The sequence below is a fragment of the Nonomuraea sp. SYSU D8015 genome (assembly GCF_008065375.1).
Taxonomy (GTDB): Bacteria; Actinomycetota; Actinomycetes; order Streptosporangiales; family Streptosporangiaceae; genus Nonomuraea.
Genome location: NZ_VJYI01000001.1, coordinates 650,004 through 674,525, shown reverse-complemented (window position 1 = coordinate 674,525; position 24,522 = coordinate 650,004). Strand labels below are relative to the sequence as shown.

Annotated in this window: 45 protein-coding genes and 2 other RNA genes; 13 read left to right on the top strand and 34 right to left on the bottom strand. The window is 62.5% G+C overall.

The window, feature by feature from the left end; genetic code table 11:
• Window positions 1–45: 45 nt before the first annotated feature.
• The 30 genes from ID574_RS05110 to ID574_RS04965 all read right to left on the bottom strand — a co-directional run bounded on the left by ID574_RS05110 (window position 46) and on the right by ID574_RS04965 (window position 14,237).
• The gene (locus tag ID574_RS05110) at window positions 46–297 is read right to left on the bottom strand and encodes a hypothetical protein (RefSeq protein ID WP_188187552.1); all 252 of its coding nucleotides are present in this window, start codon (window positions 295–297) and stop codon (window positions 46–48) included.
• The gene (locus ID574_RS05105; RefSeq protein ID WP_188187551.1) at window positions 294–890 is read right to left on the bottom strand and encodes a GATA-type transcription factor; all 597 of its coding nucleotides are present in this window, start codon (window positions 888–890) and stop codon (window positions 294–296) included. The genes ID574_RS05110 and ID574_RS05105 overlap by 4 nt, the downstream gene beginning before the upstream one ends.
• Complete coding sequence (locus ID574_RS05100; RefSeq protein ID WP_188187550.1) at window positions 891–1,175, bottom strand: hypothetical protein; 285 nt, start codon at window positions 1,173–1,175, stop codon at window positions 891–893.
• The gene (locus tag ID574_RS05095) at window positions 1,172–1,363 is read right to left on the bottom strand and encodes a hypothetical protein (protein ID WP_188187549.1); all 192 of its coding nucleotides are present in this window, start codon (window positions 1,361–1,363) and stop codon (window positions 1,172–1,174) included. Before ID574_RS05095 ends, ID574_RS05100 begins: the two co-directional genes overlap by 4 nt.
• On the bottom strand, window positions 1,360–1,869 hold the full coding sequence (locus ID574_RS05090) for a hypothetical protein (protein WP_188187548.1): 510 nt from the start codon (window positions 1,867–1,869) through the stop codon (window positions 1,360–1,362). The genes ID574_RS05095 and ID574_RS05090 overlap by 4 nt, the downstream gene beginning before the upstream one ends.
• A gap of 80 nt (window positions 1,870–1,949) precedes the next feature.
• Window positions 1,950–2,747 carry a hypothetical protein gene (locus ID574_RS05085; RefSeq protein WP_188187547.1) on the bottom strand — a complete coding sequence of 266 codons (798 nt, stop codon included), beginning with the start codon at window positions 2,745–2,747 and terminating at the stop codon, window positions 1,950–1,952.
• A 26-nt stretch (window positions 2,748–2,773) separates the two neighbouring features.
• Window positions 2,774–3,091, bottom strand: coding sequence for a hypothetical protein (locus ID574_RS05080; RefSeq protein ID WP_188187546.1), 318 nt, complete (start codon window positions 3,089–3,091; stop codon window positions 2,774–2,776).
• Between the two features lie 83 nt (window positions 3,092–3,174).
• Window positions 3,175–3,546: a hypothetical protein gene (locus ID574_RS05075; RefSeq protein ID WP_188187545.1), complete on the bottom strand. Its 372-nt coding sequence runs from the start codon at window positions 3,544–3,546 to the stop codon at window positions 3,175–3,177.
• Between the two features lie 4 nt (window positions 3,547–3,550).
• Window positions 3,551–4,069: an antirestriction protein ArdA gene (locus ID574_RS05070; RefSeq protein ID WP_188187544.1), complete on the bottom strand. Its 519-nt coding sequence runs from the start codon at window positions 4,067–4,069 to the stop codon at window positions 3,551–3,553.
• 32 nt (window positions 4,070–4,101) lie between these two features.
• Window positions 4,102–4,347 (bottom strand): hypothetical protein, encoded by a 246-nt coding sequence (locus ID574_RS05065; protein WP_188187543.1) that lies wholly within the window; start codon window positions 4,345–4,347, stop codon window positions 4,102–4,104.
• An 18-nt stretch (window positions 4,348–4,365) separates the two neighbouring features.
• On the bottom strand, window positions 4,366–5,139 hold the full coding sequence (locus ID574_RS05060) for a deazapurine DNA modification protein DpdA family protein (RefSeq protein ID WP_188187542.1): 774 nt from the start codon (window positions 5,137–5,139) through the stop codon (window positions 4,366–4,368).
• A complete protein-coding gene (locus ID574_RS05055) occupies window positions 5,140–5,409 on the bottom strand; it encodes a hypothetical protein (RefSeq protein ID WP_188187541.1) in 270 nt (89 codons plus the stop codon). It abuts the gene before it with no gap.
• A 107-nt stretch (window positions 5,410–5,516) separates the two neighbouring features.
• Complete coding sequence (locus tag ID574_RS05050) at window positions 5,517–6,485, bottom strand: hypothetical protein (RefSeq protein ID WP_188187540.1); 969 nt, start codon at window positions 6,483–6,485, stop codon at window positions 5,517–5,519.
• A gap of 199 nt (window positions 6,486–6,684) precedes the next feature.
• Window positions 6,685–7,065 carry a hypothetical protein gene (locus ID574_RS05045; protein ID WP_188187539.1) on the bottom strand — a complete coding sequence of 127 codons (381 nt, stop codon included), beginning with the start codon at window positions 7,063–7,065 and terminating at the stop codon, window positions 6,685–6,687.
• A gap of 20 nt (window positions 7,066–7,085) precedes the next feature.
• A complete protein-coding gene (locus tag ID574_RS05040; RefSeq protein ID WP_188187538.1) occupies window positions 7,086–7,343 on the bottom strand; it encodes a hypothetical protein in 258 nt (85 codons plus the stop codon).
• A 92-nt stretch (window positions 7,344–7,435) separates the two neighbouring features.
• A complete protein-coding gene (locus ID574_RS05035; RefSeq protein ID WP_188187537.1) occupies window positions 7,436–7,738 on the bottom strand; it encodes a hypothetical protein in 303 nt (100 codons plus the stop codon).
• Between the two features lie 16 nt (window positions 7,739–7,754).
• The gene (locus tag ID574_RS05030) at window positions 7,755–8,018 is read right to left on the bottom strand and encodes a hypothetical protein (RefSeq protein WP_188187536.1); all 264 of its coding nucleotides are present in this window, start codon (window positions 8,016–8,018) and stop codon (window positions 7,755–7,757) included.
• Window positions 8,019–8,034: 16 nt separating this feature from the next.
• On the bottom strand, window positions 8,035–8,286 hold the full coding sequence (locus ID574_RS05025) for a hypothetical protein (RefSeq protein ID WP_188187535.1): 252 nt from the start codon (window positions 8,284–8,286) through the stop codon (window positions 8,035–8,037).
• Window positions 8,286–8,630: a hypothetical protein gene (locus tag ID574_RS05020; protein WP_188187534.1), complete on the bottom strand. Its 345-nt coding sequence runs from the start codon at window positions 8,628–8,630 to the stop codon at window positions 8,286–8,288. The genes ID574_RS05025 and ID574_RS05020 overlap by 1 nt, the downstream gene beginning before the upstream one ends.
• Window positions 8,631–8,720: 90 nt before the next feature.
• The gene (locus ID574_RS05015; protein WP_188187533.1) at window positions 8,721–9,290 is read right to left on the bottom strand and encodes a hypothetical protein; all 570 of its coding nucleotides are present in this window, start codon (window positions 9,288–9,290) and stop codon (window positions 8,721–8,723) included.
• 18 nt (window positions 9,291–9,308) lie between these two features.
• A complete protein-coding gene (locus tag ID574_RS59450; RefSeq protein ID WP_223166375.1) occupies window positions 9,309–9,893 on the bottom strand; it encodes a DUF7178 family protein in 585 nt (194 codons plus the stop codon).
• Window positions 9,894–10,027: 134 nt separating this feature from the next.
• Complete coding sequence (locus tag ID574_RS05005) at window positions 10,028–10,261, bottom strand: hypothetical protein (RefSeq protein ID WP_188187532.1); 234 nt, start codon at window positions 10,259–10,261, stop codon at window positions 10,028–10,030.
• 1 nt (window position 10,262) lies between these two features.
• Window positions 10,263–10,781, bottom strand: coding sequence for a hypothetical protein (locus tag ID574_RS05000; protein ID WP_188187531.1), 519 nt, complete (start codon window positions 10,779–10,781; stop codon window positions 10,263–10,265).
• A gap of 16 nt (window positions 10,782–10,797) precedes the next feature.
• Window positions 10,798–10,867, bottom strand: an RNA gene (locus ID574_RS04995) — hammerhead ribozyme type II.
• Window positions 10,866–11,159, bottom strand: coding sequence for a hypothetical protein (locus ID574_RS04990; protein ID WP_188187530.1), 294 nt, complete (start codon window positions 11,157–11,159; stop codon window positions 10,866–10,868). The genes ID574_RS04995 and ID574_RS04990 overlap by 2 nt, the downstream gene beginning before the upstream one ends.
• Window positions 11,160–11,418: 259 nt before the next feature.
• Window positions 11,419–11,709, bottom strand: a complete 291-nt coding sequence (locus ID574_RS04985) for a hypothetical protein (RefSeq protein ID WP_188187529.1) — start codon at window positions 11,707–11,709, stop codon at window positions 11,419–11,421.
• A gap of 149 nt (window positions 11,710–11,858) precedes the next feature.
• Window positions 11,859–12,989, bottom strand: a complete 1,131-nt coding sequence (locus ID574_RS04980) for a DUF932 domain-containing protein (protein WP_188187528.1) — start codon at window positions 12,987–12,989, stop codon at window positions 11,859–11,861.
• A 56-nt stretch (window positions 12,990–13,045) separates the two neighbouring features.
• Window positions 13,046–13,124: hammerhead ribozyme type II (locus ID574_RS04975), an RNA gene on the bottom strand.
• 430 nt (window positions 13,125–13,554) lie between these two features.
• The gene (locus tag ID574_RS04970) at window positions 13,555–13,788 is read right to left on the bottom strand and encodes a hypothetical protein (protein WP_188187527.1); all 234 of its coding nucleotides are present in this window, start codon (window positions 13,786–13,788) and stop codon (window positions 13,555–13,557) included.
• A 269-nt stretch (window positions 13,789–14,057) separates the two neighbouring features.
• Window positions 14,058–14,237 (bottom strand): hypothetical protein, encoded by a 180-nt coding sequence (locus ID574_RS04965; protein WP_188187526.1) that lies wholly within the window; start codon window positions 14,235–14,237, stop codon window positions 14,058–14,060.
• Window positions 14,238–15,818: 1,581 nt separating this feature from the next.
• Here ID574_RS04965 and ID574_RS04960 point away from each other — a divergent pair.
• The gene (locus ID574_RS04960) at window positions 15,819–16,049 is read left to right on the top strand and encodes a hypothetical protein (RefSeq protein ID WP_188187525.1); all 231 of its coding nucleotides are present in this window, start codon (window positions 15,819–15,821) and stop codon (window positions 16,047–16,049) included.
• A gap of 225 nt (window positions 16,050–16,274) precedes the next feature.
• Here ID574_RS04960 and ID574_RS04955 read toward each other — a convergent pair whose 3' ends face one another.
• Window positions 16,275–16,445 carry a hypothetical protein gene (locus ID574_RS04955; protein ID WP_188187524.1) on the bottom strand — a complete coding sequence of 57 codons (171 nt, stop codon included), beginning with the start codon at window positions 16,443–16,445 and terminating at the stop codon, window positions 16,275–16,277.
• A 281-nt stretch (window positions 16,446–16,726) separates the two neighbouring features.
• Here ID574_RS04955 and ID574_RS04950 point away from each other — a divergent pair, with 281 nt between their 5' ends.
• From ID574_RS04950 to ID574_RS04915, 8 genes are all read left to right on the top strand, one after another.
• Window positions 16,727–17,185 (top strand): hypothetical protein, encoded by a 459-nt coding sequence (locus tag ID574_RS04950; RefSeq protein WP_188187523.1) that lies wholly within the window; start codon window positions 16,727–16,729, stop codon window positions 17,183–17,185.
• A gap of 86 nt (window positions 17,186–17,271) precedes the next feature.
• A complete protein-coding gene (locus ID574_RS04945) occupies window positions 17,272–17,592 on the top strand; it encodes a hypothetical protein (protein ID WP_188187522.1) in 321 nt (106 codons plus the stop codon).
• On the top strand, window positions 17,589–17,954 hold the full coding sequence (locus ID574_RS04940) for a beta barrel domain-containing protein (RefSeq protein ID WP_188187521.1): 366 nt from the start codon (window positions 17,589–17,591) through the stop codon (window positions 17,952–17,954). Before ID574_RS04945 ends, ID574_RS04940 begins: the two co-directional genes overlap by 4 nt.
• Entirely contained in the window at window positions 17,951–18,217 is a 267-nt protein-coding gene (locus ID574_RS04935; RefSeq protein ID WP_188187520.1) for a hypothetical protein, read from the top strand. The genes ID574_RS04940 and ID574_RS04935 overlap by 4 nt, the downstream gene beginning before the upstream one ends.
• Window positions 18,214–18,795: a hypothetical protein gene (locus ID574_RS04930; protein ID WP_188187519.1), complete on the top strand. Its 582-nt coding sequence runs from the start codon at window positions 18,214–18,216 to the stop codon at window positions 18,793–18,795. Before ID574_RS04935 ends, ID574_RS04930 begins: the two co-directional genes overlap by 4 nt.
• The gene (locus tag ID574_RS04925) at window positions 18,792–19,040 is read left to right on the top strand and encodes a hypothetical protein (RefSeq protein ID WP_188187518.1); all 249 of its coding nucleotides are present in this window, start codon (window positions 18,792–18,794) and stop codon (window positions 19,038–19,040) included. Before ID574_RS04930 ends, ID574_RS04925 begins: the two co-directional genes overlap by 4 nt.
• Window positions 19,037–19,576: an HAD domain-containing protein gene (locus ID574_RS04920; protein ID WP_188187517.1), complete on the top strand. Its 540-nt coding sequence runs from the start codon at window positions 19,037–19,039 to the stop codon at window positions 19,574–19,576. The genes ID574_RS04925 and ID574_RS04920 overlap by 4 nt, the downstream gene beginning before the upstream one ends.
• Window positions 19,573–19,767: a hypothetical protein gene (locus tag ID574_RS04915; RefSeq protein ID WP_188187516.1), complete on the top strand. Its 195-nt coding sequence runs from the start codon at window positions 19,573–19,575 to the stop codon at window positions 19,765–19,767. The genes ID574_RS04920 and ID574_RS04915 overlap by 4 nt, the downstream gene beginning before the upstream one ends.
• A 44-nt stretch (window positions 19,768–19,811) precedes the next feature.
• On the opposite strand, the gene ID574_RS04910 is transcribed toward ID574_RS04915, so the two are convergent.
• Window positions 19,812–20,189: a hypothetical protein gene (locus ID574_RS04910; RefSeq protein ID WP_188187515.1), complete on the bottom strand. Its 378-nt coding sequence runs from the start codon at window positions 20,187–20,189 to the stop codon at window positions 19,812–19,814.
• Between the two features lie 132 nt (window positions 20,190–20,321).
• Between ID574_RS04910 and ID574_RS04905 the strand changes: the two genes are divergently transcribed.
• Genes ID574_RS04905 through ID574_RS04890 form a run of 4 tightly spaced genes read left to right on the top strand, consistent with a single transcriptional unit; the run spans window position 20,322 to window position 22,775 of the window.
• Window positions 20,322–20,930: a winged helix-turn-helix domain-containing protein gene (locus ID574_RS04905; protein ID WP_188187514.1), complete on the top strand. Its 609-nt coding sequence runs from the start codon at window positions 20,322–20,324 to the stop codon at window positions 20,928–20,930.
• Window positions 20,930–21,973: a hypothetical protein gene (locus ID574_RS04900; RefSeq protein ID WP_188187513.1), complete on the top strand. Its 1,044-nt coding sequence runs from the start codon at window positions 20,930–20,932 to the stop codon at window positions 21,971–21,973. The genes ID574_RS04905 and ID574_RS04900 overlap by 1 nt, the downstream gene beginning before the upstream one ends.
• Window positions 21,970–22,383, top strand: coding sequence for a hypothetical protein (locus ID574_RS04895; RefSeq protein WP_188187512.1), 414 nt, complete (start codon window positions 21,970–21,972; stop codon window positions 22,381–22,383). Before ID574_RS04900 ends, ID574_RS04895 begins: the two co-directional genes overlap by 4 nt.
• Window positions 22,383–22,775 (top strand): hypothetical protein, encoded by a 393-nt coding sequence (locus ID574_RS04890; RefSeq protein WP_188187511.1) that lies wholly within the window; start codon window positions 22,383–22,385, stop codon window positions 22,773–22,775. Before ID574_RS04895 ends, ID574_RS04890 begins: the two co-directional genes overlap by 1 nt.
• A gap of 46 nt (window positions 22,776–22,821) precedes the next feature.
• On the opposite strand, the gene ID574_RS04885 is transcribed toward ID574_RS04890, so the two are convergent.
• Together ID574_RS04885 and ID574_RS04880 are read right to left on the bottom strand one after the other, a co-directional pair.
• Window positions 22,822–23,358, bottom strand: coding sequence for an NUDIX hydrolase (locus ID574_RS04885; protein WP_188187510.1), 537 nt, complete (start codon window positions 23,356–23,358; stop codon window positions 22,822–22,824).
• Complete coding sequence (locus ID574_RS04880) at window positions 23,355–24,485, bottom strand: adenosylhomocysteinase (protein WP_188187509.1); 1,131 nt, start codon at window positions 24,483–24,485, stop codon at window positions 23,355–23,357. The genes ID574_RS04885 and ID574_RS04880 overlap by 4 nt, the downstream gene beginning before the upstream one ends.
• Window positions 24,486–24,522: the final 37 nt, after the last annotated feature.

Here is a 24,522-nt window from a genome sequence, read left to right as displayed (position 1 = left end):
ACCCCAATGCCGCCCGCCCCGAATTCGGGCGACAAAGGCGAGTGCTCAGTAACCCGGCTTCCGCCTGTAGGTTGCGCCTTCGATGACGTCCTCACCGACTCCACCATCCGGCCAGAACACGTAGGTGACCTTGCCCGGCCCGACCCACTCCTTCTTCGTACTGCCGGTGATCACCGCCGTGTCGCCTTCCGCCAGCTCCACCGTCACCCTGACGTGCTGCCCCTTGAGGTCATCCGTCGTCACGCCCTTGTCGGCCGCCGCCTTCTCCAGGATTTCGGGGAATCCGTAGTACGTCACTTCGCCGCGTCCTCCGCCTTGATCTCGTTAGTCATCACCTTCACGTCAGCCACGCGGCCCGTGTAGATCGTGAGCGAACGACCAGCCGGACCAATGGTGCCGACGACTACGCCGTCCCATGGATCACCAGGCGGGTACTGCCCGCTGAGGATCCGCCGCGCTCGCGTCGCGAATTCGTTGCGGATGAATTCGGCGGGCTGGTTGGTGTCGCTGTTCGGCCTGATGTCGCTTCTCCGGACCTTGAGAACGACCTGGAGCGTCACCGTCTCCTCGATTCCGTAGTACCCAACGCCACTACCGGCGCACGAGGTGCAAGTGCCGTGCGGCCCGCCCATCGGCGTTGCCTCGCCCGTGCCCAGGCACGTCTCGCAGACGCCGTTTTCGCGGGCGTGCATGATGGCCTGGTCGTTGTCACCGAGGAAGCCGCCGCAGGTGCAGACGAACAGCTCTGTGCCCTTTCGCCAGGCTATGTTGCACGCCGGGCATCCCAAGATCTCGGGATCAGGGCCGGACCGAATGTCCTTGGTGTCGCACTTCGGGCAGTTGGTGACCGTCTCGGCTGCCCAGATTTGGTGCTCTCCATGTCCGCTCATTCAGTCCTCCAGCTCCCAGCCGGGGAAGAAGTAGACCTGGCTTCGGGCCGTGTAGCCGGTGGCCATAGCCTCCGCCAGCTCGTAAGCGCGGTCCTCGTCCTCCCCGTTGTAGAGGTACATTCCGAGGCCGACGAAGAACTTGGCGGCGTCTCCGTGCGACTTAAATTCGATCCCGAATCCGCTCCGCTCGGTAGGCGTCTCGTAGGTGTCGAGAATTTCGGCGGTCGTATCGACGCCCGCATTATCCAGAGCCGACGTGATGACACTTCGGTGAATCTTGTTCACTCTTCGCCCCTCATGTATTCGATCTGGTTTCTCAGCACATCGCATGCATCCGCGAGCCGCTCGCGCTCGCCGGGCAGCATCTCCCGCAGTATCCGGCGCACCTCTTCACGGTCGTTTTCCTGCGCTGCGAGAATCGCGTTGGCCTCAAGGTAGGGGGTGTAATTCGGTCCTGCGCTGCTGTAGCTCATTCGCCACTCTCCCGCTGCTGCCGCTGCGCCTCCTGGATCGCGCGGCCCAGCTCCTCGTGCAACTTCATCGCCACTTCCAGGCTGACGAGCTGGCCGTGAGCGTTGCCGATCATGTCGCGGACCATGAAGCGAATTGCGGGAGAACCGGAGTACGCATCCTTGTCGATCTCCGCCGACGCCAGCGGCACAGAGGTTTTCGGGGGCGGAGTCGGCTGGTAATCCTTGCCGCCCTTGTACTCCTCGCCGTTGATGAAGACCGACACCTTGTGGCCGACACCCTGACGTGAGCCGCCGCCCGCCTGCCGGACGGCTTGCTGAATCGCGGTGCCGCGCTCGTTCCGCTGGAAGCGGTAGGTGTCCTGCGCGTGAACGCCGGGGTATCCGGTGTCCTCATCGTCGTTCGTGGCCCAGTGCATCTCGGCTGCGTCATCGGTGCCGTGGATGTGGTAAGTGCTCCAGGCGATCGGCTCGCGCGGCTCGTCGTAGCCCTCGTCGGGGGTGCTCATATCTGCTCCTGATCTGCTGCATTTCGGGGAAGAAGAGAGGCGACGCCCCATCGTAGGACGCCGCCCCGACACGAATCCGGCTAAGCAGTGATGCTCGTGCGCTCGTTACCGAGACGCTGGTCTCCCAGGTCGGCCGCTCGCCCGAGCTTGCGCCCTTCCTCCACGGCGTCAGCACGAGTCTTGATCTCGCGCATCTGCTTGAGGTCCGGCCAGAGTTCCTCGTACGCCTTCTCAACGGCGGTCCTGCGGTCCAGCAAGACCAGGTCCTTGCCGGTGCCTGCCGCCTCCTCCTGGATGACCTGCATGCGCTCGTATACCTTCTGCGCTACGCCCTTGCCGTAGCCGACGATGACGGACCGGTACCAGATCTTGACCTTGTACGCCAGCTCGCCTGGATAGTCGCGGTAGAACCACTCCATCCCCTTCCGCTCGCGCTCCCGGTACGCCTTCGCCGACTGGCTGGCCGCTGCGTCCATCTGGAGCAGAAGAGCCGGGATCAGGACCTTGAGCCGCTCCATAACGTCATCCGGCCCGAGCACCTCGAAGCGGATCGGCGCACCGTAGGTGTTGCGCTTGCAGCCCCACACGGAGGCGGCGCAGCCCATGGCCCAGATGAATTCGTACAGAGCCTCAACGCGCTCGCGCCCGTGCTGGCCTTGGTTGGACACCTGGAAGGAGTACGTGACGATGTTGATTGCCTTGCGGCCCGCCTCCGTCTCCGGCTTCAGCGCTGCCGCGTCAAGGTCGTACTTGTGGAACATCTCAGAGAGGGCAGCGAAATATGTCTGCGCCTCCTCATGGTTGCCGAGCTTGGCTGCGGATTCGGCCTTGGCAAGGATGGCCTGTGCCCGCTTCTCGATGCTTTCCCGGTCCTTCATATGCTCCGCTACTCTTTCTGTGTGTGTTAGGTAATGGTGACGGTTAGCTGCACGTCTACCAGGCACCGCGAGTAGGCGTACATCAGCGCCGTAACGAATCGCGGGCGGTCCTTTTCAGGAATTATTGCAGCGCCTTCGCCCTCCGTCCAGACATCGTCTGAAAGGTAGACGTTCTGGGTTTTCTTGGTCTCGCCCCGCTCGAATTTCGGGGGAATGAGAAACTCGGCGGGAAGTTCGCCCCTCCGTGCTCTCGTTACGAGAGCCGCCGCAACAGCGGATAGGGTAAGGCCGCTCTTCTCCGCTTTCTCGTTCATTGCTTTGATGACTGTGACGGGCAGGTACATGCTCGTTGAATACGCCATGGTGTACTCCGATCGGGGTTGACTCCAGCTCTACTCGATTCTAGGAGTCAACCCCGGTCAGACCTTCAGCGATTGCGCCCGGTACAGCACGCAGCCTCTACGCGCTCGCGCATCAGAGCCGTGATGTGCTCCAGCCGCTCAAGCTGCCGCTTGGCGTCCCGCTCCGTCTCGTTGTACCAACCGCCGTTCATGCAGTGTGCGGCGATCTCGCCCAGCACTCCGGCCGCGCCAGAAGCAGCCTGCGCCAGCTCCGCCACCTGCCCCCAGCGCCCGCCCTCGCGGTCGTGCGGGTCGGCCACATCGCTATGAGGAAGGATCTCTTGGGCGAACATCGGCTGAGTGTCGTGCCACTCGTAGATGGAGTGATTCTGCGGCTGAGCCCGCAAGACCCACTGGCCGCGCGCACCGTCAGACTTGCGAATGACCTTGTTGGCCATGGCCTCAGACCTTCCTGAACAGCGCGAAGCCGCCCGCGTTCAGGTCAACCGATGTGTAGTCGGAAGCCAGCCATTCGCCGTACCCCTCGAAGTCGAAGAACGTATCCAGCGCCGGGAAGCGCAAGATCTCATCCGCCAGCGAGTCACGCCCGTACGCCTCGAAGTTCTCGAAAGCTCCGACGAACTCCTTGCCGAAATCCTCAACCGCCTCCTCCAGGTTTAGGCTGCGGATGCTGTAGGGCCGGACGTGCGCCACCCAGGCCAAGAACGCCTCCGAATAGTCCAGCTTGTGAGCCGTCCGGGCGAGCTGCCACAGGTCGTGCGCCGACGCCGCCTCTGCGACGGCAACGCCTTCCCAGTCGTCGTCGTCCGTCTCGATCGTGTAGCACGGCCCAATGGCCTTCCGGATCTCGTCTTGCAGCTCCGCCAGCTCGACGTCAAGCAGGTCGAACTCCAGCTCTTCGTGCCGGTGCTCACCCTCACCAACGAAGGTGACGAGAAGGGAGGGGTTGTCGAAGGGCATTACTTCCCTCTTTCTGTGTGATTGGGTAGGGGCTAGCGCTGGTTCTGGTTGAACGCGGTCAGGTCGTCACGAAGCTTGACCAGGTGGGCAATCTGCTCGTTCAGCCCAGTGATCACCTGCTCAGCGGCTTTCGGGTAGTGCCGCGCCTGCTTGAGCACCTGAAAGGCGATGTCGTCGAGCTGCTTGCCGAAGTTGTGTAGCTGCCATGCACCGGTCGCGACCTCGTTCCACGCGCCCAGCTCCGGCACGTTCATATGCCAGGCTTTGAGATCCGTCATTTCTTTCCCCTTTCTGTGTTAAGCGGCTAGGCCGCGCTGGATGAGCCTGTTCCGCCATTGCTTGGCGTACTTCGGGCAAGAGACGCACCGCTTGTGTGGACACCCGTCGAGACGGATCTTTTGTTTCCGGGCGTGCTCACTCCAGGCCATCGAATCGGCGGAGGTAAGAAGGTGCCCGACCTTTGCGAGCCCCTCAGTCTTCAGCCCGAATCCGTGCAGCTTCCGCAGCCCGGCATTGTGCAAGGACTCGATGATCTCTACGGCCAGGTCTGTGTGCTGAATACGACAGATCGAACCGACACCGACGATCTTCTGCGCGTGGGGATCCACTCCCGCATCCGCGTACATGTCGAGAATGCGGAGATACTCAGACGGTTTCGTGCCCTGCACCGCCATGGCCCATGGAAGATCGGGGGCAAGTTCGGTGAGGCGAACGAAGTTCTGTACGGTGCGCTGCTGGTGTTCGAGCACCGTAAGGCCGGTGTTGGCTAGCTGCTCTTCCTCGCACATCCAGTCTTGCGGGGCAATCCACTGAAGGTGCTGCGCACCCTTCCAGATGTGCCGCTTGAGCCTGCGAATCGCGGCGATGTAGGGCTCTTCGCAGCCATCAGGCCAACCGCCCTTGGAAAGCTGTGTGAAGCCGCCTGAGTCGATAGCGAAATCCGTGGTGATGATGATCGGCCGAAACTTTAACCGGGAAATGCGGTTGAAGCTGATGAACAACGGCCCTATGTCGCCGTGCTCTTCTGCCCAGCTCAGCTCAGGGGCACCGCAGAAAAATCGGGCGAGCACTCAGACCTCCCGGATAGCCGGGAAACCATCGCTGGCGTACTTCCGGATAGCGCGGAGATCCGCCTTGATCTGCTGGAGCTGCGCCTTGAGCTTGGTCCGCTCGTCGCCGTCGAAGGTCTGGCCGATGAGGATGCTCGTGCCCTTCTCCAGGCGTTCCAGCTTGAATGACGCCCGCATCATGAGGGCGCGACGGGCCACCCAGCCCAGGCCGCGCACGTCGGGAACTCGGCTCTGGGGACGCTGGTAAGGGAAGATCAGGACTTTGGGCATGACGGATCTACCGCCTTTCTCTGTGTGTTGGTGATCGCCCGAGCGGACGCCCCGACCGGCCGCGCGCCTGTCCCGGTTAGGTAGACGCGCGGTGATCAGAGGACCCGCTAGGGCTGCGTGAGGTATGCGCGAGCGGCCCACGCCGTGGGGTTCTGGCTTCGCCCGACAGCGGCTATGACGTCGTCCTCTGTCAGGTGCCAGCTCACCAGCCGTGACTCCTCGGCGACCTTCTCAACCACCGCCCAGCGGTGCCAGGCCAGGCCGCTTGGCCGCCATCGCAGGCTGCCGTCGGGCATCTCCACAGCCGTGGTCTTGTCAGGCACGCAGCCGCACAGCGCGCCGCCCTTCACCAGGAGTCGCATGATGGGCGCGGTTTCCTTGCGGACCGCACCGGCCCGCCACGTCACCGGGCAGCCAGGCACGTGCCACATGCCGGGGTTTCCGTAGACGTCGCCCTCTGTGTGCCACCACTCGTGTTCGCCGTAGATCTCGCGGAAGTGGGGCTGGTTGAGGTCGAGAGCGAAATCGGGCAGAGGCAGGTCCTCAGTGAGGTCAGGCAGCAGCGCGCGAATACCCTCTTCCAACTCCGCGCAGTGCAGCCGCAGCCCTACCGCCTCGCGCGTGTTCAGGTAGTAGCTGTGCCAATCGGCTCTCATGGCCTTGTGCATGGCCGCGATCTTGCTGCGCACGCGCCAGTCAGGTACGAGCTTCTCGTACTCCTGTGCTGCGATGACGGCGACGTTGGCCAGCCGCTCGCCGGTAGGAGAGTACCGGCCCAGCTCGTTACCGCCCGCCGTTCGAATGTGCTCGTTGTCTGCCGTGTGCCATCCGTGCTCCTCCTGCCACTCCTGGCGGGAGTACAACCACGTTTTCTTCGTCCCGTGCATGACCCGCATGAGGAAGGTGTACTCGTGCGCCTTGATCTTGACCGTGGTCTCTACGGCGTCGGTGCCTGTGTGGGTTGACGTCGCCACGCGCAACGTGGGCAGCTCCCCGCGCTCACCCCGAGCCTCTTCGATGGACACGAACACATTGCCTTCGGGGAGGAGGATCTCCCGCTGTTCGATCTCTGCCATTACTACCGCCTTTCTGTGTGTGGTGTTTAGGCCGATGCCTCGGAGCGGATGCGCCGCACCTCGCGCCGGATGGCTCGTACGTGCGCCCGGTCACCCGAGCGCCGCGCCGCGCGCTCCCGCCGACTCAGGTCCGTCACGACCGCCTGTGCCTCTCGCTGCCGGGCGTAGAACGCGGCCCGAGCAGCAATCTCAAGGGCGGTCACTTCGACCGCCCAACAATGCGCCAGAGCGCAAGGCACGCCGTTCCCGGATCCATCTCCAGTAGCTTGGCCTTGGTGTTGTCGTTGCCCTTCTCGTATGCCTGCACCCAGAGGTTCGCGCTCTGCATGTCGATCAGGGTGTTTCCGATGCGGCCCGCCACACCGGCCTGGATCCTGCGCATCTTGGCCAGTAGCTCCGGCTCGGACCCGTCGTAGTCCTCCGGCAGCTCGGCATCGTGGGAGGCGTCGAAGTTCTCCCATGCCGTACGGCAGTCGTCGCAAGTGGCGAGCTGCCGGTCATCCGTGATCTTGTTCTCATCCTCTGGTGCCGTCCCGCACCAGCCGACGCTGTCCCGGAATTCCAGGTGAACGTCTCGCATTGTTCTACCGCCTTTCTGTGTTATTCGGTTTCGATGCGTTCCCAGACCGACGCCCCCAGTTCGACCACGTTTTCCGGATCGCTGAAGGAGCGCAGCGCCGCCGCCGTTGCCCGATCAGGAGCGAAGCCAGTAGCGATGTTGGACAGGACCAAAGAGCCGAAACGGAGGAGAGTTTCGGCCTCGGGTGCCGTCGTTCCGAACCTCGCCAGCATCGCGCCGTGCTCGTTGGCCACGTTGCTGGTCGGATTCGGCATGCTGGTCTTGCGGTGCTTTCCCATCTCCCGCCTTTCTGTGTGATCGCCCTAGCGGACGCCCCAGCCGCCCATGCCCACCGCAGAATTCGGGGCAGGCATGGTGACCAGAGGACCCGTTAGGCCGTGTCGTCTTTCGCGGGAATGTAGAGCTTCAGTCCGTCAAGGTTGTACTCGGCGAAGGTGCCGCGTACCTTCCCGGCGAGGAGATCGGCACCTTCGGGGTAGTTCTCCCGGTACTCCGCCTCATCGGCGTCGGTGTAGCTCTCGAAGAGCAGGCCGCCCAGGCGCTCAATCTCCCGCTGCTGGACACGATCGAGAACAGACCTGGTCTCTACCATGTGCCGGAACCCCTCCTTGCGGTCCCATCCATAAGCGCTGTGCTGCACGAGAGTCCACATCGGCTTTACCTTGCGTGCCATTACTTCCGCCTTTCCCTTAGCTCTCGTACTTGTCGGCCAAAGTGAGAATCGCCACGTACATGGACAGCACAGCCACCGCGTCATTGAGCGTGGTGTCTGGCGACTGACCGGGTGCATAACCGATGTGGTCTGTCACGTACGCGAGCGCTTCCCGTGCGCTGTCTAGCGGGGGCACATCGGTACGGCTGAGCTTCGCGTACGTCTCTCCGAGGATCGTGCGGGCATTCTCATATCGGGAGAGGCTCCGCGACATAGACCAGATGATTTGGGCAACGTTCATTACATCCGCCTTTCTCTTAGAGACCGAATCGCTTAAGGGTGTTCTCGGCCCACTCGCGTACGCGCCTCCGCCTGGTGAAGTGCCACAGGCTTCCGTTGTCCGCCAGATAGTTCTCTATGCAGTTCATAGCCGCATGGGCTACCTGCTCGTCCATATCGTTGATGGTCTCGAACGTGGGGAGCCGGTCTGCATTGTTCGGGACGCGCTCCAGCAGCAGCCGGTAAATCTCCCGCTCGATGGGCACGCAGAGTCGCGACCGCTCATTCATTACGCCGCCACCTTTCCAGGCCAGATGCCGCTAGCGACATCGCGTAGATAGTCAGATCCGCCGATGTCGTCCGGGGTGCTGTATCGCCCCGTAGGAAGGCCGTAGTCCGCGATACAGGTGGTGTCGGCGATCAAATTGGCATGCGGGCACTCGCTACCGTGGCCATCGGGGCACACCTGATAGACCGCGATGTGATAGGCCGCCTCATCCCCGTTGTCTAGGAGCTTGATCTGCTCCAGGTCCATCGGGCAGTCGGGGTTAAGGCATGTGGCATAAAGCTCGTCGTGCGCGATCTCGACGATGTAGCGCGGCGTGCGCTTGAACAGACTGAGCAGCTTCATCATTACCGCCTTTCTGTGTGTGGCTGACACGTTCGCCGTGCCACTGACACCGCCCGGAAATCCGGGCGATGCCAGAAGCGCTCGCGACCGTTGTTACTTGATTGTCGCCATGAATTCGGCGAGCTTCAGCGCGACGTCGGCCCGCGCATGGATCTTGATTTCAACATTTCCGCTTCCCAACACGCGGAATTCGGGGCGACCAACGTCCTGGTAGTCGCCGCTGTATCCGGTACGCACGTAGATGCCGGAGGGGTGAACAACCGCCGCACACTCCACGCCGAGAGCGCCAGCTATCGCCTTAGCGTTGGCCACCTGTCGGCGCTCCGCCTCTACGAATTCGGCGATTTCCTTTTTCACGCGCTCCAACTCCGCCAGGTAGTTAGGCAGAAGCCGCCGCTTGATCTCGCGGGCGATCACCGCCGCCCCGCGCTTGAAGGACACGCCGATGTTGTACTGCCTCACGCCGTATACCTCGCCCGACCGTTCCGGGTAGCTGGTGCTGATGTTGACCCGGCCTGTGTCGTCAAGGTCGTCGAACGTCAGGCACAGCTTTTGGTCGCCGTCGTAGATGTAGAACTGATTCGGCCAGGGACCGCCCCGCACATCCCAGCCGCCCATTTCACGGGCCACGTCGCGAGCCATGGTCAGAAACTCTGTGGACATAACTTCCGCCTTTCTGTGTTAGTTGCTGCTTTCGATCTGGACAACCCAGCAGACGGCTTGAACCGTCAGGGGAAGGACATCAAGCCGCCGCGCGGCATCTCTGTACGCGTCCGCGATGGCCTGGTAGCGCGCCTTAGAGCTAAGGCCGCGATTCTCGCTGCCGTACCTCACGCCAACGGCTACGTCGTGCGCGTGCCGGTCCACACAGACCGCCTGAGGATCGGCCGGATTGGCGATGCACAGAAAGAACTGGCCCGTTTTGCTGGACATGGGGAGAACATCAGTAGGCCGCTCGCCCGCCATGATCCGAGCCGCTTTCGTCAGGGCATCACCGACGTGCCCCGACGGTTCGCCACGCAGGAACGCGCGAGCAGCCAGCTTCGTGTTATCGCTCCACCGCTTGTTACTCGACAGGGCAGCGATGACGCCTGCACCGGTCACTACGTCGCCACCCGAGATCATCGCGGCGAGCTGGTTAGCCTGGTGATACCAGGTCTTACCGCGCTCCCACTGGTCCTGTGTCGCGTGGCCGTACGTGTAGATGATGTTGGCCACGAAACGCTCGTGCGTCTCGTCAGAAACCGGGAGGGGAATAGGTGTCACGGCTCATCCTTTGGGCGTTGCGCCGCACGCCTCCCGGTTTGAGAGACGCACGGTTTTCTAGCAGTGGGGAATAGTCCGGAGTCACATCGGACTGAGGGACGCGCGGCGCGTGTCCGCGCATCCCCCTAGACCGCCTAGAAACCGAAGGTCGCTACCGTGATATCCGGCGCGGAAAGCAGCTCGTCTCGCTCGGCTTCCCATGCGTCCGGCGTCACTTCCAGCACTACCGTTCCCGAGAGGTATTCACCCCAGAGAACGGCAATCGACTGGAAACAATCGGCGTAATCGGGGAGACGGTAGACACAGACCTGATTGGACCAGGCCACAATGCCCACCATGGGCCTGTCAGCCTCGCGTACGTCTTCCATGTCAGGCCGCCACCGCCTCGCGAAAGACGCCTTCCACCCAAGTACGCATCTCGGCTGTGTTCATCCACATGTAGCTACGCGTGCCGTTCTGCCAGGTGGCGAAGCGGTTGCAGCCGATAGCTATAGCGAAGTGCGCGACGTACTCCCCATAGGAATCGGGGTAGCCGTGAGTGCTCTTCAGCTTGTCCATCTCTCGATGGATCTTGCGGAGTGCCTTAACCATCGCCTCCGCCTGGTAGAGCTGGACACTGAACGGCTGTGAATAGTGGATGTCGTAGCCGTACAAGCCTCCGTCCGCGTGCCCAATGGTGTATTGCGCTGACGTTCGGAGATCACGCAGCCAGTTGTAATTACGCTCCCAGCCCCACCGGCTACCAAGTCCGGGGGCTAGGAGATCACCCTTACCGGTCGGCTCGAACCCGTTGTTCTCTACGAACGGCTTGGCGTAGATGTGACCGAACCCCTGAAATCGCGTGTGGTCCAGAACGATCACCAGGTTCTTGTCAATGCGAGGTGCCATTTCTCCCGCCTTTCTGTGTGGTCTGGCTCATCAGGCATCGGGTAACGACTCCCGACACGACACGCGCCGTAGCGCGCGTTTCGCCTACTTGACTTCGATGCCGTAGAGCTTTGCCCGTCGCGCCATTTCCACGTATGCGGTGACGTGATCGGAGGTGTAGAAACCTTCAAACCACTCCCCGAACTTCGCGGAATGCTCGCTGACGTAGCACACGATGTAAGGCGTGGTGTCGTGCTCCCGTCGCAGAACAACCAGCGCCATTTCCACGCGGCCCGCGTTGTCGCTCGGAATGGTGACCTGATGCAGCAACTCCATTCGGCCGACCAGGAACCGCAGATAAACAGGCTGCTCGGGCGTGCTCTCGTGGATCTCAGACACACTCACTCCTATGAAGGTGCGTAGCGCGGGCAGCCGTCATCTATGTACGCCTGCCAAGCGCTGATGTTGTTTCTAAGGGCTTTGCGACGCGTCTGGAGATTCCGGCGTCGGGTTGCGGTGTTCGCGACTGCTAGGCGTGCTTGAAGGCCCGCTAGCTCTACCTCGCGTTCTTCGATGATGCAGCGCGCCGCATCCTCTCGGATTTCGGGCGAGTCATCAGAGAGCGCCTCTATGAATCCGAGCGGATATGCAGGCATGGCTAACGCTGGTCGGCGTCGTTACGCTTGCTAATCAGGTCGTGGTAATACCCGCTGTCGAAACTCTCAACGAACAGCTTGACCGCATCTGAGTGCCTGATCACGAGCAGACCAGAACGGAGGTTGATGTGCGAGAAACGCAATCCGACAGAGATGTTCTTTGCCTGCGGATAGCACCGCCGCATGTACTGCGCGACCGGGCATGTCCTACTGTCCATCTGCACACCCAGACAACCGGCCTGCCGGAGGAACTTAGCGACCGCATCGGACGTGCGGAGCTTGTTGAGCAGCACGGATCTACCGCCTTTCTGTGTGGGGAGTCCGACGTCACATCGAACTGAGGGAGGCACGGACACGCGGCCCGTGCGTCCCCCTAGCTCGCCTAGAAATCGGGGAAGGGGTGGGAGCATCTCCCGGTTAGAGAGACGCTCCCATGAGCGGCCTACACCGTCGCGAGAACCTTGTTCAGCGTGTCCAGCGTGTCGGTACGCAGGGTTTCAAAGTGGTTCTTGACCATCTTGGACATGTTGCGCTCGGCCCGCGTGGCACCCTTCACGATGCCCTTGTGGTGGTCGTAGGTGTTGACCGCCTGGAGAACGCCCCATGCGGTGTTCTTCCACGGGCTGACACGCTCATCCCAGTTCCAGAGCTGGGCGTACTCGGCGCGCTTGTTCTCCGCCATGGTGATGCCCTGCTTCTTCTTCGGGTCGGTCGGAACGGGCACCAGCTCATTCATGAACGCGGCCCACTGCTTGTCAGTGACCGTTGTCTCGCACAGCCGCTTAACCTCCTGCTGGAACGCGTCGGCCGTGTCGTAGACGATGTTCAGCGCGGCCCGCGCGTCCTGAATCTTGTTCAGACTCTTGGAACTGTGCCGAACCTTGAACGCCTGCCCCTTCTCTCGCATGGCAACCGCATGCGTGTTGTCACAGACAACCACCGTGACCACGTTCTTGTATGTGGTGGCGAGCGAGCCGTCAAAGCTCGTGGTGGCCAGCAGATTCGGGCGGAAGTCCACACCTTCCGGCGTCTTGATGTTCTCGGGAACTTCGACGGACACCCAAGCCTGGGCTCCGCCCTTGAGCAGACCGGCCGAGCCGATGGAGAGGTTGCCGTCAAGGATGCGCTCAACGTTCATGAGCAGCCATTGCGCGTACGGGTGCGGCTGGTAGCTGTCCATGAACACACCCAGCGCGTTGCCGTCCAAGCCAGCAAGGACGCCCTTGTCCGCCAGGTCTTCCAGCTCCACATGCGGGTTAGCCGCAAGCGCGCTGATGTGGGCGACGTCGATACCGACCGTCTCCATCTCGTCAGAGCGAAGGATGGACTTACGGTCCTTGAAGCGCACGATGCGGGCAGGCTGGACGCCGTCCGCCGTGATCTGTGCGGGGATGATGGTGAAAATGGGCATCTCCAGCGGCTCCCAGTGGAACAGCCGCCGCTTGACGTCCTCCAGCGGGATAGCGCCGTCGTAGTGGTTCGACTCCGCGCCCTGCTCCTCCGACCGGTAGTGCCACGCCTTCCCACGCTTCGCGGCGAAGCCGATGAGAGTCTGAGTGTTCAGCCAGGTCATGGACTCGCGAGACATAGGTGTCCCTCTTTCTGTGTGATGGTTGGGGTTCTGCCGTGCGCGGTCTGGCTCGTCAGACGCCGGGTAACCAATCCCGGCATGACGCGCGTCCCGGTTAGGTAGACGCACGTTTCGCCTAGCGAATGTGGGGATACTGCTGGAGCGACGGCAGGTCCCATGAGTCGGGATCCGGGTTACCAGCGCATGCACGGAGGTACCGGCCGTAGTGGTGCAACGCGCCCAGCTCATCGCCCGCCAGCGTGGCACGCCGCATGTCAGCGTTGGTGTAGCCGATCGCGTTCTCACATGAGCTGTGTGCCGTCGGCGTGCTCCGGAACATGCTCGGGTTGGTTGGGTTGTATACCCAGCTATCCTTTCCGCAGATTCGGCACGTGTAGGGAGTCTGGGTACGGTCGCGGTCGTACGCGCCATCCGGAAGGAACGAGACCATGATTTGCCGCCTTTCTGGGGTGTGGGCACAGAGATGCCCTGGTGAGGGCGTGTGAGCTGTGTGCTAGCGCCTCCCGGTTTGGTAGACGCTAGCACATAGGGAAACACGGAAGTAAGGTCAGCGCTTGCCAGTGATCTTGCTCATGAGCCCGTAGCGCTCGGCGAAGTGCAGGACATCGAACGCGTCGCGCATGTTCTCCACGAACGGCAGTGTGACCGTCTCGTCACCTCTGGTGAAGATGTAGGTAGCCTCTTCCGTCTGCTCCACATGCCAGCCGTCCGAAAACGCGGCTCCGATCACGAGCGCCATGTACCCGTCGGCCCGCACGTTCGCCATGTGTCCCTGTGCCATGGGTCTACCGCCTTTCTGTGTGTTGGTGCTGTGAGCTGGGTTTGGCTCATCAGGTGCGCAGTGACCAACTACGCACGACGCACGTTCCCGGTTAGGGAGACGAGCGTTTCGCCATCACTAGCCGACCACGTGCCATGCGTACGCCTGGATATGGCGCACCTCTTCGGCCCAATCCGCCCATGAGATGAGCCCGCGCCGCAAGTAGTGGTTGTTCTTCCGCGCCCGATTGATAAGCGCTTGCCGAGCGATGTTGTCTGCCATGCCTCTACCTACTTCCCCTCAGTGATGAAGTCGATTGCGTCACACATGCTCTGTGTTGTGTTCGCGAAACTTGAGCCGATCTTACGCGCCCGGTAAGTCTCGTGGTTCTCCTCTATCAAACCGATGTATTCGCCATCCCGCTTGACGTCGAATTGCTTCGCGAACGGGTTGTATTCGAGAGTGATCATTCTCTTACCTCTCTACGATTCGCCTTTGTGCATATTCCCGGTACGCGCGTCTGCCCGTACAGAGAACACACAAGAGATTGGTTCGCTAGGCCAATCTCTAGCGTGTGGCGCGGTGAATAAGGTTCGTGCGTTGCTGTCCGCGCCGGGGCACCGGTCCAAGACCTACTTACGGCTTGCGACGTGCGCTTACGCGCTCCCTTCGTGGTGGCTAACCACATGTGCCTACGCTCCCACAACTTGACCCAGCGGCTCCCGGTCAACCAGCCCAAATTTTCGGGGCGAGACAACGGTCCGCGTATCTCGGCGAGAGATCATCGCGCAAGTCTCACAGTGCGCTTGCCACACTGCGAGATAGGCACATCAGGGCATTGGTACAAGTCCAGTGCTCCCAAATCCACTATTGAATACTCAAGAATCTGACCGACTCCCGCGCATGACTAAATAAGACCTAGCTAGACCCTTGCCGTCCGTGCGTGTCACCGACCGCTCAAGCGCGCCGCGCAATGCGCAGGCTGAAACGCGAGCATCCTGGAAAAGTCGGGGCACGGAAGGGCAAGCCCTCTCCACGCTCATAGTCATATGCAATTGTCGGCCCTCATACCCGCTTCCGTGCCCGTATCCCTTGCGGGGATCGTGGCTCGTGGGGCGACCGGTCCGGCCGTTCCCGCTGGCCGAACAATCCATAGACTACTCGATCCGAGTAGAGAGTCAATAGGTTTCCGAGAACGAATTTACGGGCCTACAAGGCACCATAGAGGCGAGAAAATCGGGCTCGGGGAATGACTACCAAACAAGGCCCATAGAGCCTCCTAGATGTACTACAGAGACGCATAGAGGCATCTATGGATTTCCCGGCGTGCCCCCGTTCCGTGCGCGCCACGCGCGCCGTCGGAACTATGCGAATTGACTTATATAAGCGCATTCCGTGATTGCTGGAGCAAGCGGCTTGCAAGCGCTTTTGTGCTTATGTCCTTACATAGCTGTCAGTTAACCAACCAGAGTAGTGGGGATTCGTTCCCGTTTCCCGTTGGTCGGGCAGCACTGTCAGACTCCGAAGATCATTTCCTGACAGTGGCCGGTAGGGCTTCCCCGAGATTGGTCTAGATACACAGCGTGAGCTTGACACGTATGGTATAGAAATCACTGTGTGACATCGTGCCTGGTCACGTCCTATGTGTGAGTAGTGCCATTCTCACAAGTCTCTCTAGCGTTCTGCAACAGGTCTAGAACGCGCTGTGACAGCCGCTCGCGCTTGACAGGCACCCCCCACCCTTAAATGATCTTGCGGGTCCCTCCTAGCGGCCCGACCAGCCACGCGGCGGGAGTACAGAGAGTGAAGACAGTGGCCTGTACGTGCGGCACCTGCTAGCTAACGTAACGTCACAAGCGGCGAATCGGGGGAATTGCGGGGATTCGGTGACCGTCGAGCTGGTCGAGCTGGCAGGATGGAGCATCGGCTGGCTCCTTGCTGTGCGCCTAACACCGCGAGGAGCCAGTCCCTTAATTGCACGTGCAATAGATTTAATTCGCTTCGAGCTAATTAGCAATTAATTAGGGCTAATTCGGCGAAAGGTCGAACCCGTGTCCAGAGGGAACCCGCAGACGATGATCACGGTGCTGCGTGATCACGGAGACGGAACAGCCACGGTCTCGACGTGGCACAGAGAGCCAATCTCGGACGAGGAGTACCGGGGCCTGCTGGCGGAGGAGTTCGGCCTGTGCCTGGGTCAGCCGGACTCGGAGCAGATCGTCAAGCTGACGTACGACGCCACGGGCAGAGCCTCGTCCACCTTCTGGGTCGAATCAGAGTGAGGGCGTCAAGTTCTGGTGATTGCCTTGCCGGAGCATGGGCGCAGGCGTATCTTCGTTGCGTGCGCGGGCTCCATTGAGGCCCGAGAGAGCCTTACGGTGGTTATGGCCACATGAACACCTCCCGCGCACGTGGCGGGCCTCCCGGCCCTTCATCGAGGATTGCCGTCGCGCTTTCCCCGTAAGAACAGCAAGACGTCGCCGGGAGGTCCGCCTTCGCGTTTGCGACTACTCGGGGCAGGCACAGGGGCGGCTGGTGTGACCGCAGCGCCAGCACTCAACACCGCGCCGGTAGTCGATCCACGTGCCGGTCGCCTGCTCGGCCTCCAGCTCCATGCGCCGCCACTCGGCCGCTCCGTACTCTCGGCGCTTCGCTGCGATGATCTCTTGCAGGTTCATAACCGGAGCCTAACCGGCTCCTCGGACAGGACCTCAGTGTTATGCAACCGTGACATTGTGGCTCTACGCGGCTGCGGGCGAGGTTTACGTCCAGAATCCCGCGTAGTGCGGGCCGGAGAGGTCCTCGCGGGCTGGGGAAACGCTTAATTACGCGTGCGCGAGCCTTAAAAACGGCCTCTGAAACGCATCTTGACCTGCGCAGACGTCAGTTGCGGCGGGCGGCCGGGGGCTGCAAGAGTGGAGCCATCCCAAACACACACCTGGCGACAGGAGCCCTTGGCATGCCTATGCCCAAACTGACCCCGCTGGAGAAGATGCTCCAGGGCAAGCCGTACAACCGCGACCACGCGGCCGAGGTCGTAGCGGAGTTCGAGACCCTGTCCGGCTATGCCGAGATCCGCCGTACTCAGGTCCAGTCGCTCACGGAGACGGAGCTGCCGAGCCTCGTGGAGCACGCCGAGGCGCTGGAGGAGCTGGGCGGCATCTTCCCGCAGATCGCCGAGCACCTCACTGCCCTGGCCAACCTGACGGCCGACCTCGAAACGATCGAGGAGAAGCTGGGCGAGTACATCGAGACGACGGAGAACTTCGTCGGGTACGCCACGACCTGGATTGACAAGGAGGGCGACCGCGAGACCCTCGCCGAGGCCAAGGACGAGATGGAGGGCCTGGCGAGCACTCTGCACGACCTCCAGGCTGAGCTGAAGGAGCTGGGCCTGGACGTCACGGTGGAGGCGTAGTTTTCGGGCGCTCCGCGCCCGCTTGCGTTTACCAAACCGGGAGAGGAAGATGGGTCTCCTGAAATCCCCCACCCCTCAGGAGACCCATGCTCACGCATGCTGATTTGTACGCCGGGATGCCCGTCATCATCGAAGGCAAGCAGGCCGACATCATCCACTACCGGGATGAGGGACTCGTCGCCGAGTCGCTCTTGCCGATCTCGCCTAACGACTCCCGGCACGTCCAGTGGACGCTCAGCCGGGACATGGTCTCGGAGGCCATCTCCTACGATGCTGAGAGGGACTTCGCCATGTCCGGCAGTGTCCTGTGCGACGACTGCGGTCTTCGCCTGCGACCGAGGTCTCTCGAATCGCTTCCGGAGCACGCCTGCTCCTTCCTCCAGCTCGCCCGCCAGGAGGCGTCGTGATCGAGGTCAAGGAGGGAGACGAGGTCCGCGTCTTCCAGCGCTATGACAAGAGCCAGCCTCCTGGTGGACGGCCGGGCAGGGTGACGTCTGTGCGCCGGGCTCTGTTTGACGTCGAGTGGGGTTCCCACAACCAGCACGTGGCGACGTTCCGCCTGGACACCGGCAACAAGAACGAAAAGGAGTCCTGGACGCACGTCAAGACGGTCGCCCAGGCGGAGCGGGACGTGCGCTACGCCGACGCCATGACGCGCATCCGCGAGCGTCACATCGACATCCGCTTCGGGGCCAAGCTCAACCTGGAGCAGCTCGAAGAGCTGGCCGAGCTGCTCGACAAGTGGGCGGCCGAAAGGGAGGCGAAGTGACCCGCGACGCAATCGGCCAAGAGCTGGAGCTGGGAGACAAGGTCGTCTTCGTGGGCCAGCACTACGGCAAGCCGACGATCAATTTCGGTGAGGTTCTGGAGCTGGCGGAGGACAAGGTTTGCGTGTTCCGGACGCTCCGGCGAATGTACGCAGAGCACGGCGGCTGGCCCGACGAGGACAGGAGCAAGGTCTGGGTCGAGACATGGAAGGTCGCGCGGCTGGCCGACCAGACCGTCTTTACGTGGGAGGAGGATGCGGCGTGAGCAAGCCGACGCTGGAGAAGGACATCTTCCGGCACCTGCGCCCGCTCGTGGCCGGTAGCGCCGTGGCGCTGGCCTACATGGAGACGGTCCAGCAGGAACTCGCCGAGCGGTACGAGCGGCTCTGGTTCTGGGGTGGGCACAACTACACCTTCAACGACAAGGACATGCGCAAGTACCGCGAAGCCGAGATGGAGGCGCTGCACGACGTGGCCGCCGCGCTGTTGTGCATGCCGCCGACGGTGACGCCCGAGCCTGCGAAGCGGCCAGAGCTGGAGAAGGCGTGGGTGGTGACGCTCGACCGCAGGCGGAACGGACTGGAGCCGTTCGCCCCCACTCAGGTCGCTGTGTGCACGACAGAGGAGGAGATGCGCAAGGCCGTGGTCAAGGTCCTGTGCGGCCGGGAGGAGCGCGAGCAGCTCACGGTGCGGCGACTGTCCAACGCCGTGACCGTCTACGCGAACGAGAAGATCCTGGACGGAACGGTCTGGATAACGCAGAACGGGACAATGGCCTGGACCACGGACTGGATGGCCAGCGCCGAGGAGTTCCCGCTGAATGAAGTGGTGGATGACGAGTGAGCGACGAGCAGATGGCGCGGCTGCGCGCGGTCCAGGCGGCCTGGAACGTACTCAAGGAGAATCAGAAGAAGGTGTACCTGTTCGTCGGCAAGGCCCAGGGAGCAAACCAGGCCGAGCAGACGGCGGCGCTGCATGAGTACCAGCGCATCATGTCGGGGCTGGCCGACGAAGCCAAGATGCTGATGGACCAGATGATTGCGGAAGCTCTGAAGGACGACCCGCTCAAGAACGGGGGCTCGCTGTGAAGCCCTATCTGGTGATGGATGTGGACGGCGTCTTCAACCCGATTTCTGATGATGCGCCAGACGGCTACGAGCGCAGGATGTACTCCGGGCCGGAACGGTCTGGGTTCGCCTGGGTGAATCCGGCGCACGCCGATTGGCTGGCCGAGGTGCTGCCGCGCGTGGAGGCCGTCTGGGCGACGAGCTGGAGGACGGAGCCGTCCGCACTGGCATGGATGGCCAGGCAACTCGGGTTGCCGGAGGACCTCCCGCAGATCGAGGTCGGCCGGTACGGCGGCACAGGATTCGGCTATACGGCGAAGTTCGGGCCGGTGACCAAGTTCATTGGCGACCGGCCGACCATATGGATCGATGACGTCTTCGGCGGCAAGGACTACATCTGGGCCGAGGATCGGACCGCGTCCGGCATCCCGACGTTGCTGGAGGATCCGCGCCCGTACAAGGGCCTGGACGACATTGGGATGGGCCGGGTGCTGGCCTGGCTGGCGGAGCAGGAGTTCGACGGCGACACCTACGAGCCTGATAGGGAGAACGGGTGAAGTTCGAGGTCTACAAGGAGAAGTTCCGCGTCACCGAGTGGCGGAACGACCAGGTCTACTCGGTGGAGTCCATGGGCGCGGGATGGTTCCCCGAGGACGAGGTCAAGGCCAACGTGCCGAGCGAGTCCGGATTCCTCTACACGGACAAGATTCACCCCGAGGGAAAAGCGGCGATTAGGAAGATCGGCTAGAAGACAAGCCCCTGGAGAGATCCGGGGGCTTTCGTCATTCATGACTACATCTGCACGATTACCCAGAGCAGTGCGGAGACGACGTCCCTGGAGCTGGCCAGGCTCGGATCTGGCACGAAGGGCTCCCCGCGAACTGCGGCGGCGATGGCTTCGCGTGCAGCCTCGAAGTCGCCGGGCACTTCGGTCTCCTTGATGAGCTTGTCCAGGATCCCCTGCACGATGGCCTCGCCCTCGACTCCCTTCCAGTTCTCGGAGAAGGTCCTGACGAGGGTGGCGGTGCTGGCGATGGCGGCGCTCTCGCCGTGGCGCGCGAGTATGGCGTCAATCGCCTCGGTGGGCCAGTCGGTCCGAAAGTCGGACTCGACGCAGACCATGACGGCGGCGCAGACGTCGGACAGTTCGTCGTAGATCGATTTGGGCATGACCAGCACGCTAGGCGGCCGGAGGGGCGGCAAGCCAGCGGCAAGCGAGTAGTGCAAGAAACTGCAACGCCATCTTGGGGCCGTTTCTCTAACCGGTAGACAGGTGATCGACCGTGCACTAGAGTCCTCGACATGGGTAACCAAGCTAGCCAGGGTAGCCGACCTTCACAGACGTACACGGAGATCGCGGACAGCATGCGCCGCCTTATCCTCCGAGGCGTCCTGGAGCCGGGGCAGCAGCTCCACTCAATCAAGGAAATGGCGGAGAAGAACGGCGTCTCTGTCAGCACTATGAAGAATGCGCTCGCTCTCCTGCGGAACGCGAACCTCATCCACGGCCACCAGGGCAAGGGCCTCTACGTCAGCGAAGTCCGCCGGAACGCCTGGGACCCCGAGGACGCCGCCATCATCGTGGAGGCGCTCAAGGACTACAGTCCGGTGCTCGTGATGGACACGCCGAACGAGTCCATCACCTTCACCGTCGGCGACGATGAGCTTGAGATCTCCCGTCCTGACGCGCCGGAGGACTGGTACTACAACATCACCTACCACCTCCCGGAGGGGCCGTTCGGCGTCAACGTAGACCTGGCGATGTTCAATGAGGAGCAGGACGTCATCCGATACGTGCGCCGGATCCTGGAGAACGGCGGACTCGACGTCACGCCTGAAGAGCGGGCGCAGATCGTGAGGAACCACCACGAGGCCGACCGGGAAGTATTCGGCGGAATAGGGTACGAGTGATGGACGAGAAAGCGGCTGTGGAGGAGGCGGTGAAGAGCCGCCTCTCCCTCATCCGATATTTCGGCGACGATAAGGCCGGGCTGCGAATGATGCTGTCGGTAATGCTGCTGACCGACATGACTGGTAGACCACTCGGGCCGATTAGTCCTGCCCAGCTCCGTACCGCAAACGGATTGCGCCTGCTGAATCGTGACGAGCTGGTGAGTGGGCCGACCTTCGTGGCCCCCAAGGATGTGTGTCAGCTCATTGAGCAGACGTGGGAGAGTTACCCGTCGAAGACGGCCTACGCCACGGACATCCTTGCTCCCACGGGCTTCCTGTACTTTGAGGAACCGCTGCCTGACCCCATGCCGCCGACTGACCCGGACGAGCTGCCCATGCCGGTGGCCGCGATGTCGTGGATCGTGATCCCCGCAGACGACGAGCGGATTCCGTTCTACGATGACGCCCACCTACCGGGCGCGCACATGCTGATGCTCTTGATCTATACACGCATCAGCGACCTGAACGGCCCCCCGGACGCCAATCCCCGCGTCTTTCCGATTGCTTCGTGTGTGTGGACGATCGGCGACAAGGGTTCCATGGAGCTGTGGAAGGAGGGCCTGGACCCCGACTTCGCCAAGAAGCGCGAGTGGTCTCCGTATGTACAGATCTTCCTGGTCTGGTGGCGGATCATCGCCCAGGAGCTTCTTGAAGTTGTGGAGCCAAAAGAGCGGGACAAGAAGACGCGGACGCGGCTCCAGTCGGCCCGGCGCATCCACCCGAACCTGAATGGCAAGACTCAGGTGACGCGCTTCCGGATGCAGACCGGCAGCGGGGATCAGACCAAGGAGACGAGGTCGCCGTCCGGCCGGGAGTACACGGTCCGCTTCTACCGCAGGCCGTATTGGCGCTGGCAGTACTTCCCAAGCACGGGCGAGAACAAGCCCAAGCTCATCATCACCAAGAAGTTGATCGGCCCGGAGGGTGCGCCGATCGTCGGCGGAGAGCGCGTGTTCCTGCCGCCCAAACCACTTGGTCAGAAGCCCGAGAGGAAGCAGTGAGCCACTACTACATCAAGCCAGACCGGGACCAGGACTTCTACGTGGTCATGGAGACCGAGATCGAGAACTGGGTGTTCGCCGGGACGGCTGAGGAGCTGGCCGAGTACGAGGTGGAGTTCGCGGCCGAGCGTAGGCGCGAGTACAAGGAGCTTGGTCTACGCCCCACGGCCGACTACGAGCCCGAGCGTTACGCCGAGCTGGTGGCACGGTCGCTGGCCACGGCTGACGAGCACGGCTCATCCAGCATGCGCGGGCGGAGCCGGTGGGACCGTCCATGGGTGAACATCGAGAACGGGTACCGCCTGCGCCGTGAGGATCTTGTGAGGTACGCGGAGCTGACCCAGGAGGGTGCCTCCGAGGGATCGAAGGAAGAGGCAGCAGCCCTCCTGATATCGCCGGACGATGACTGATGACGCTTGTTCGTCGAGTCTTCCGCACACGCGAGATCCGGCCGGTGCCAGACCTCCTCCTGGAGACCAATCACATCTGGGCCGTGGCTGGGGAGCTGGGCGCGGTCACCTTCGAGACGGCGATGATGTTCGAGGCCGAGATCGACGGTCGGAAGGTCAAGCAGTGGGGCGACGCCTTCCTGCGGACGCATATGCCACGTGAGCAGATGCTTGAGGGTTGGGATCTGCTCGGGGGCCAGCCGGACAAGCGGTGCCCGATCCTGGAGGTGGACTGCTGGGTTGCCCACGCTGACGAGTCGGCTGTGGAGCTGAAGTACCGCTGGCAGGCGGCGGACTTCGACGACGAGATCATCTACGCCGAGTTGGAGCAGATCTACAGGAAACGGGTGTGAGAGTGAAGGCCCCAGAGTCCATAGCTCTGGGGCCTTTCGCTGTTGATCAGATGCGGCTGGCCGCTTCCACCAGACGTGGGGTAGGCAGGTCGCTCAGCTCGCGCCAGGCGTAGTCGCTTACCTCCTCCAACTGAAGCCGGATGTCGGAGTCCTTGGCCCAGAACGCGAATCTGAAGTCCGCGTGGAAGTGCTCCGGCTCGCCCTTAGCCGCATTGGCAGGGATCACGTGGACGTCGATGTCCAGTGGAATGACATCGTGCGTGGGAGGCGAGACGGCGTGCTGCCAGGGGATGCCGGTCTCCTCCTCCAGCTCGCGCAGCGCCGCGCCGTAGAGGCTGATGTCCGTGGGCTCGACGTGGCCGCCGGGCAGCAGCCAGCGATCCAGGCCGCGATGATGGATCATGAGTACCTTGCCCCTGTCGTTGATCGCGGCGGCGCTCGCGGTGACGTGGAGCGGGAAGGTCTTGCGCGAGGTGAGATCGCCTCCCGCAGCGAGGGCGGCCATCAGCTCCACGACGTCAGGGGCGCGCTCCGGATTGGCGGCGAGGTACGGGGTGAGTACCTCGCGGATTTGGTCGGTCATGCCACCCCATCGAAGTAGCGCAGCCACTCGGCCGCAATCCACTTGCGGATGTCTCCCGGAACTTCCCACATGCCGGGCTCGAATTCTCGGGATCCGAGCAGCGCCAGCGCCGCGAGAATCTCGGCCTGGACGAGGAGGATGAAGTTGCCGACGCTCGCCCCGTGGAGGAAGTTCACCGCGTTGCCGTCGGCGAGCATGTAGAAGTAGTGGCCGGTCGTGGAGTAGCGGGTCACGTGATCGGAAACCTGTGCTCGGGTGTAGAGGTCGTGCAGGGCCGACAGCTCCAGCTCGTCGTCAGAGCTGGTCACGGAGGCGATGTACGCGCCGTTGGGTATGCAGGCGAAGTCGTCCTCCTTCAGCGCGAGATTGCCTGTGGCGCAGACAACGATCCCGGCACCGGCCAGGCCGTCGGCGAGCGTTTGCGCGGTGCGGAACCCCTGGGACAACGCCTGCAAGCGCCGGATGGGGTTGGTGTCGTAGACCGTGACGCCGATGTGCTTGGCGTGGAGCATGGCGGCGATGCTGCGGCCGAGTTTGCCGTAGCCGATCACGCAGGCCGGTCGTCCGTGCAGGATGTCGTCGCGAGTACGTACCAGGGCCTCGGTGGAGAAGACGACGCTCTGGCCGACCAAGTAATCCTCCGGATCCTTGAGGGGCGAGCGCGCGACGCTGAAGATCGGACATGGAGGCTTGTCCAGCTCCGCGTACCGCTGGTGGCCGTTCTCGGTGTCCTCGACCACGCCGACGATCTCGCCCGAGAACTGGGCGGCCAGATGGTCGAGTGCGGGAGCGAAGTAGCCGCCGATGTCGAGCATGGCGACGCGCTGCCTCGGAACGCGGGATTCGAGGTAGGCAAGGACCTGACCGGGGTCTCCGAATCTGGCCCGGTTGAGGTCGTCTACCTGCATCGTTGCCTTGATCTCTCGCAAGGCGTCTTGATCGATGGATCGTGGCTTGGGCAGTACAGCCGCGACGTTGGAGAGACGCGCCACAGCGTGCAGGAAGGGTGGCCTCCCTTGCAGCAGGTGGGTAATTACCAGGGTCGAGGGTCTGTCGGCGACAGGGATCCTGTCGGCTACTCGGCGGAAAAAGGCTGTGATCCGCCCGCGCTCGAAGTCCTCTTGCACCTGGTACGCCTCCTCTCTACAAATAGGTAACTACCTA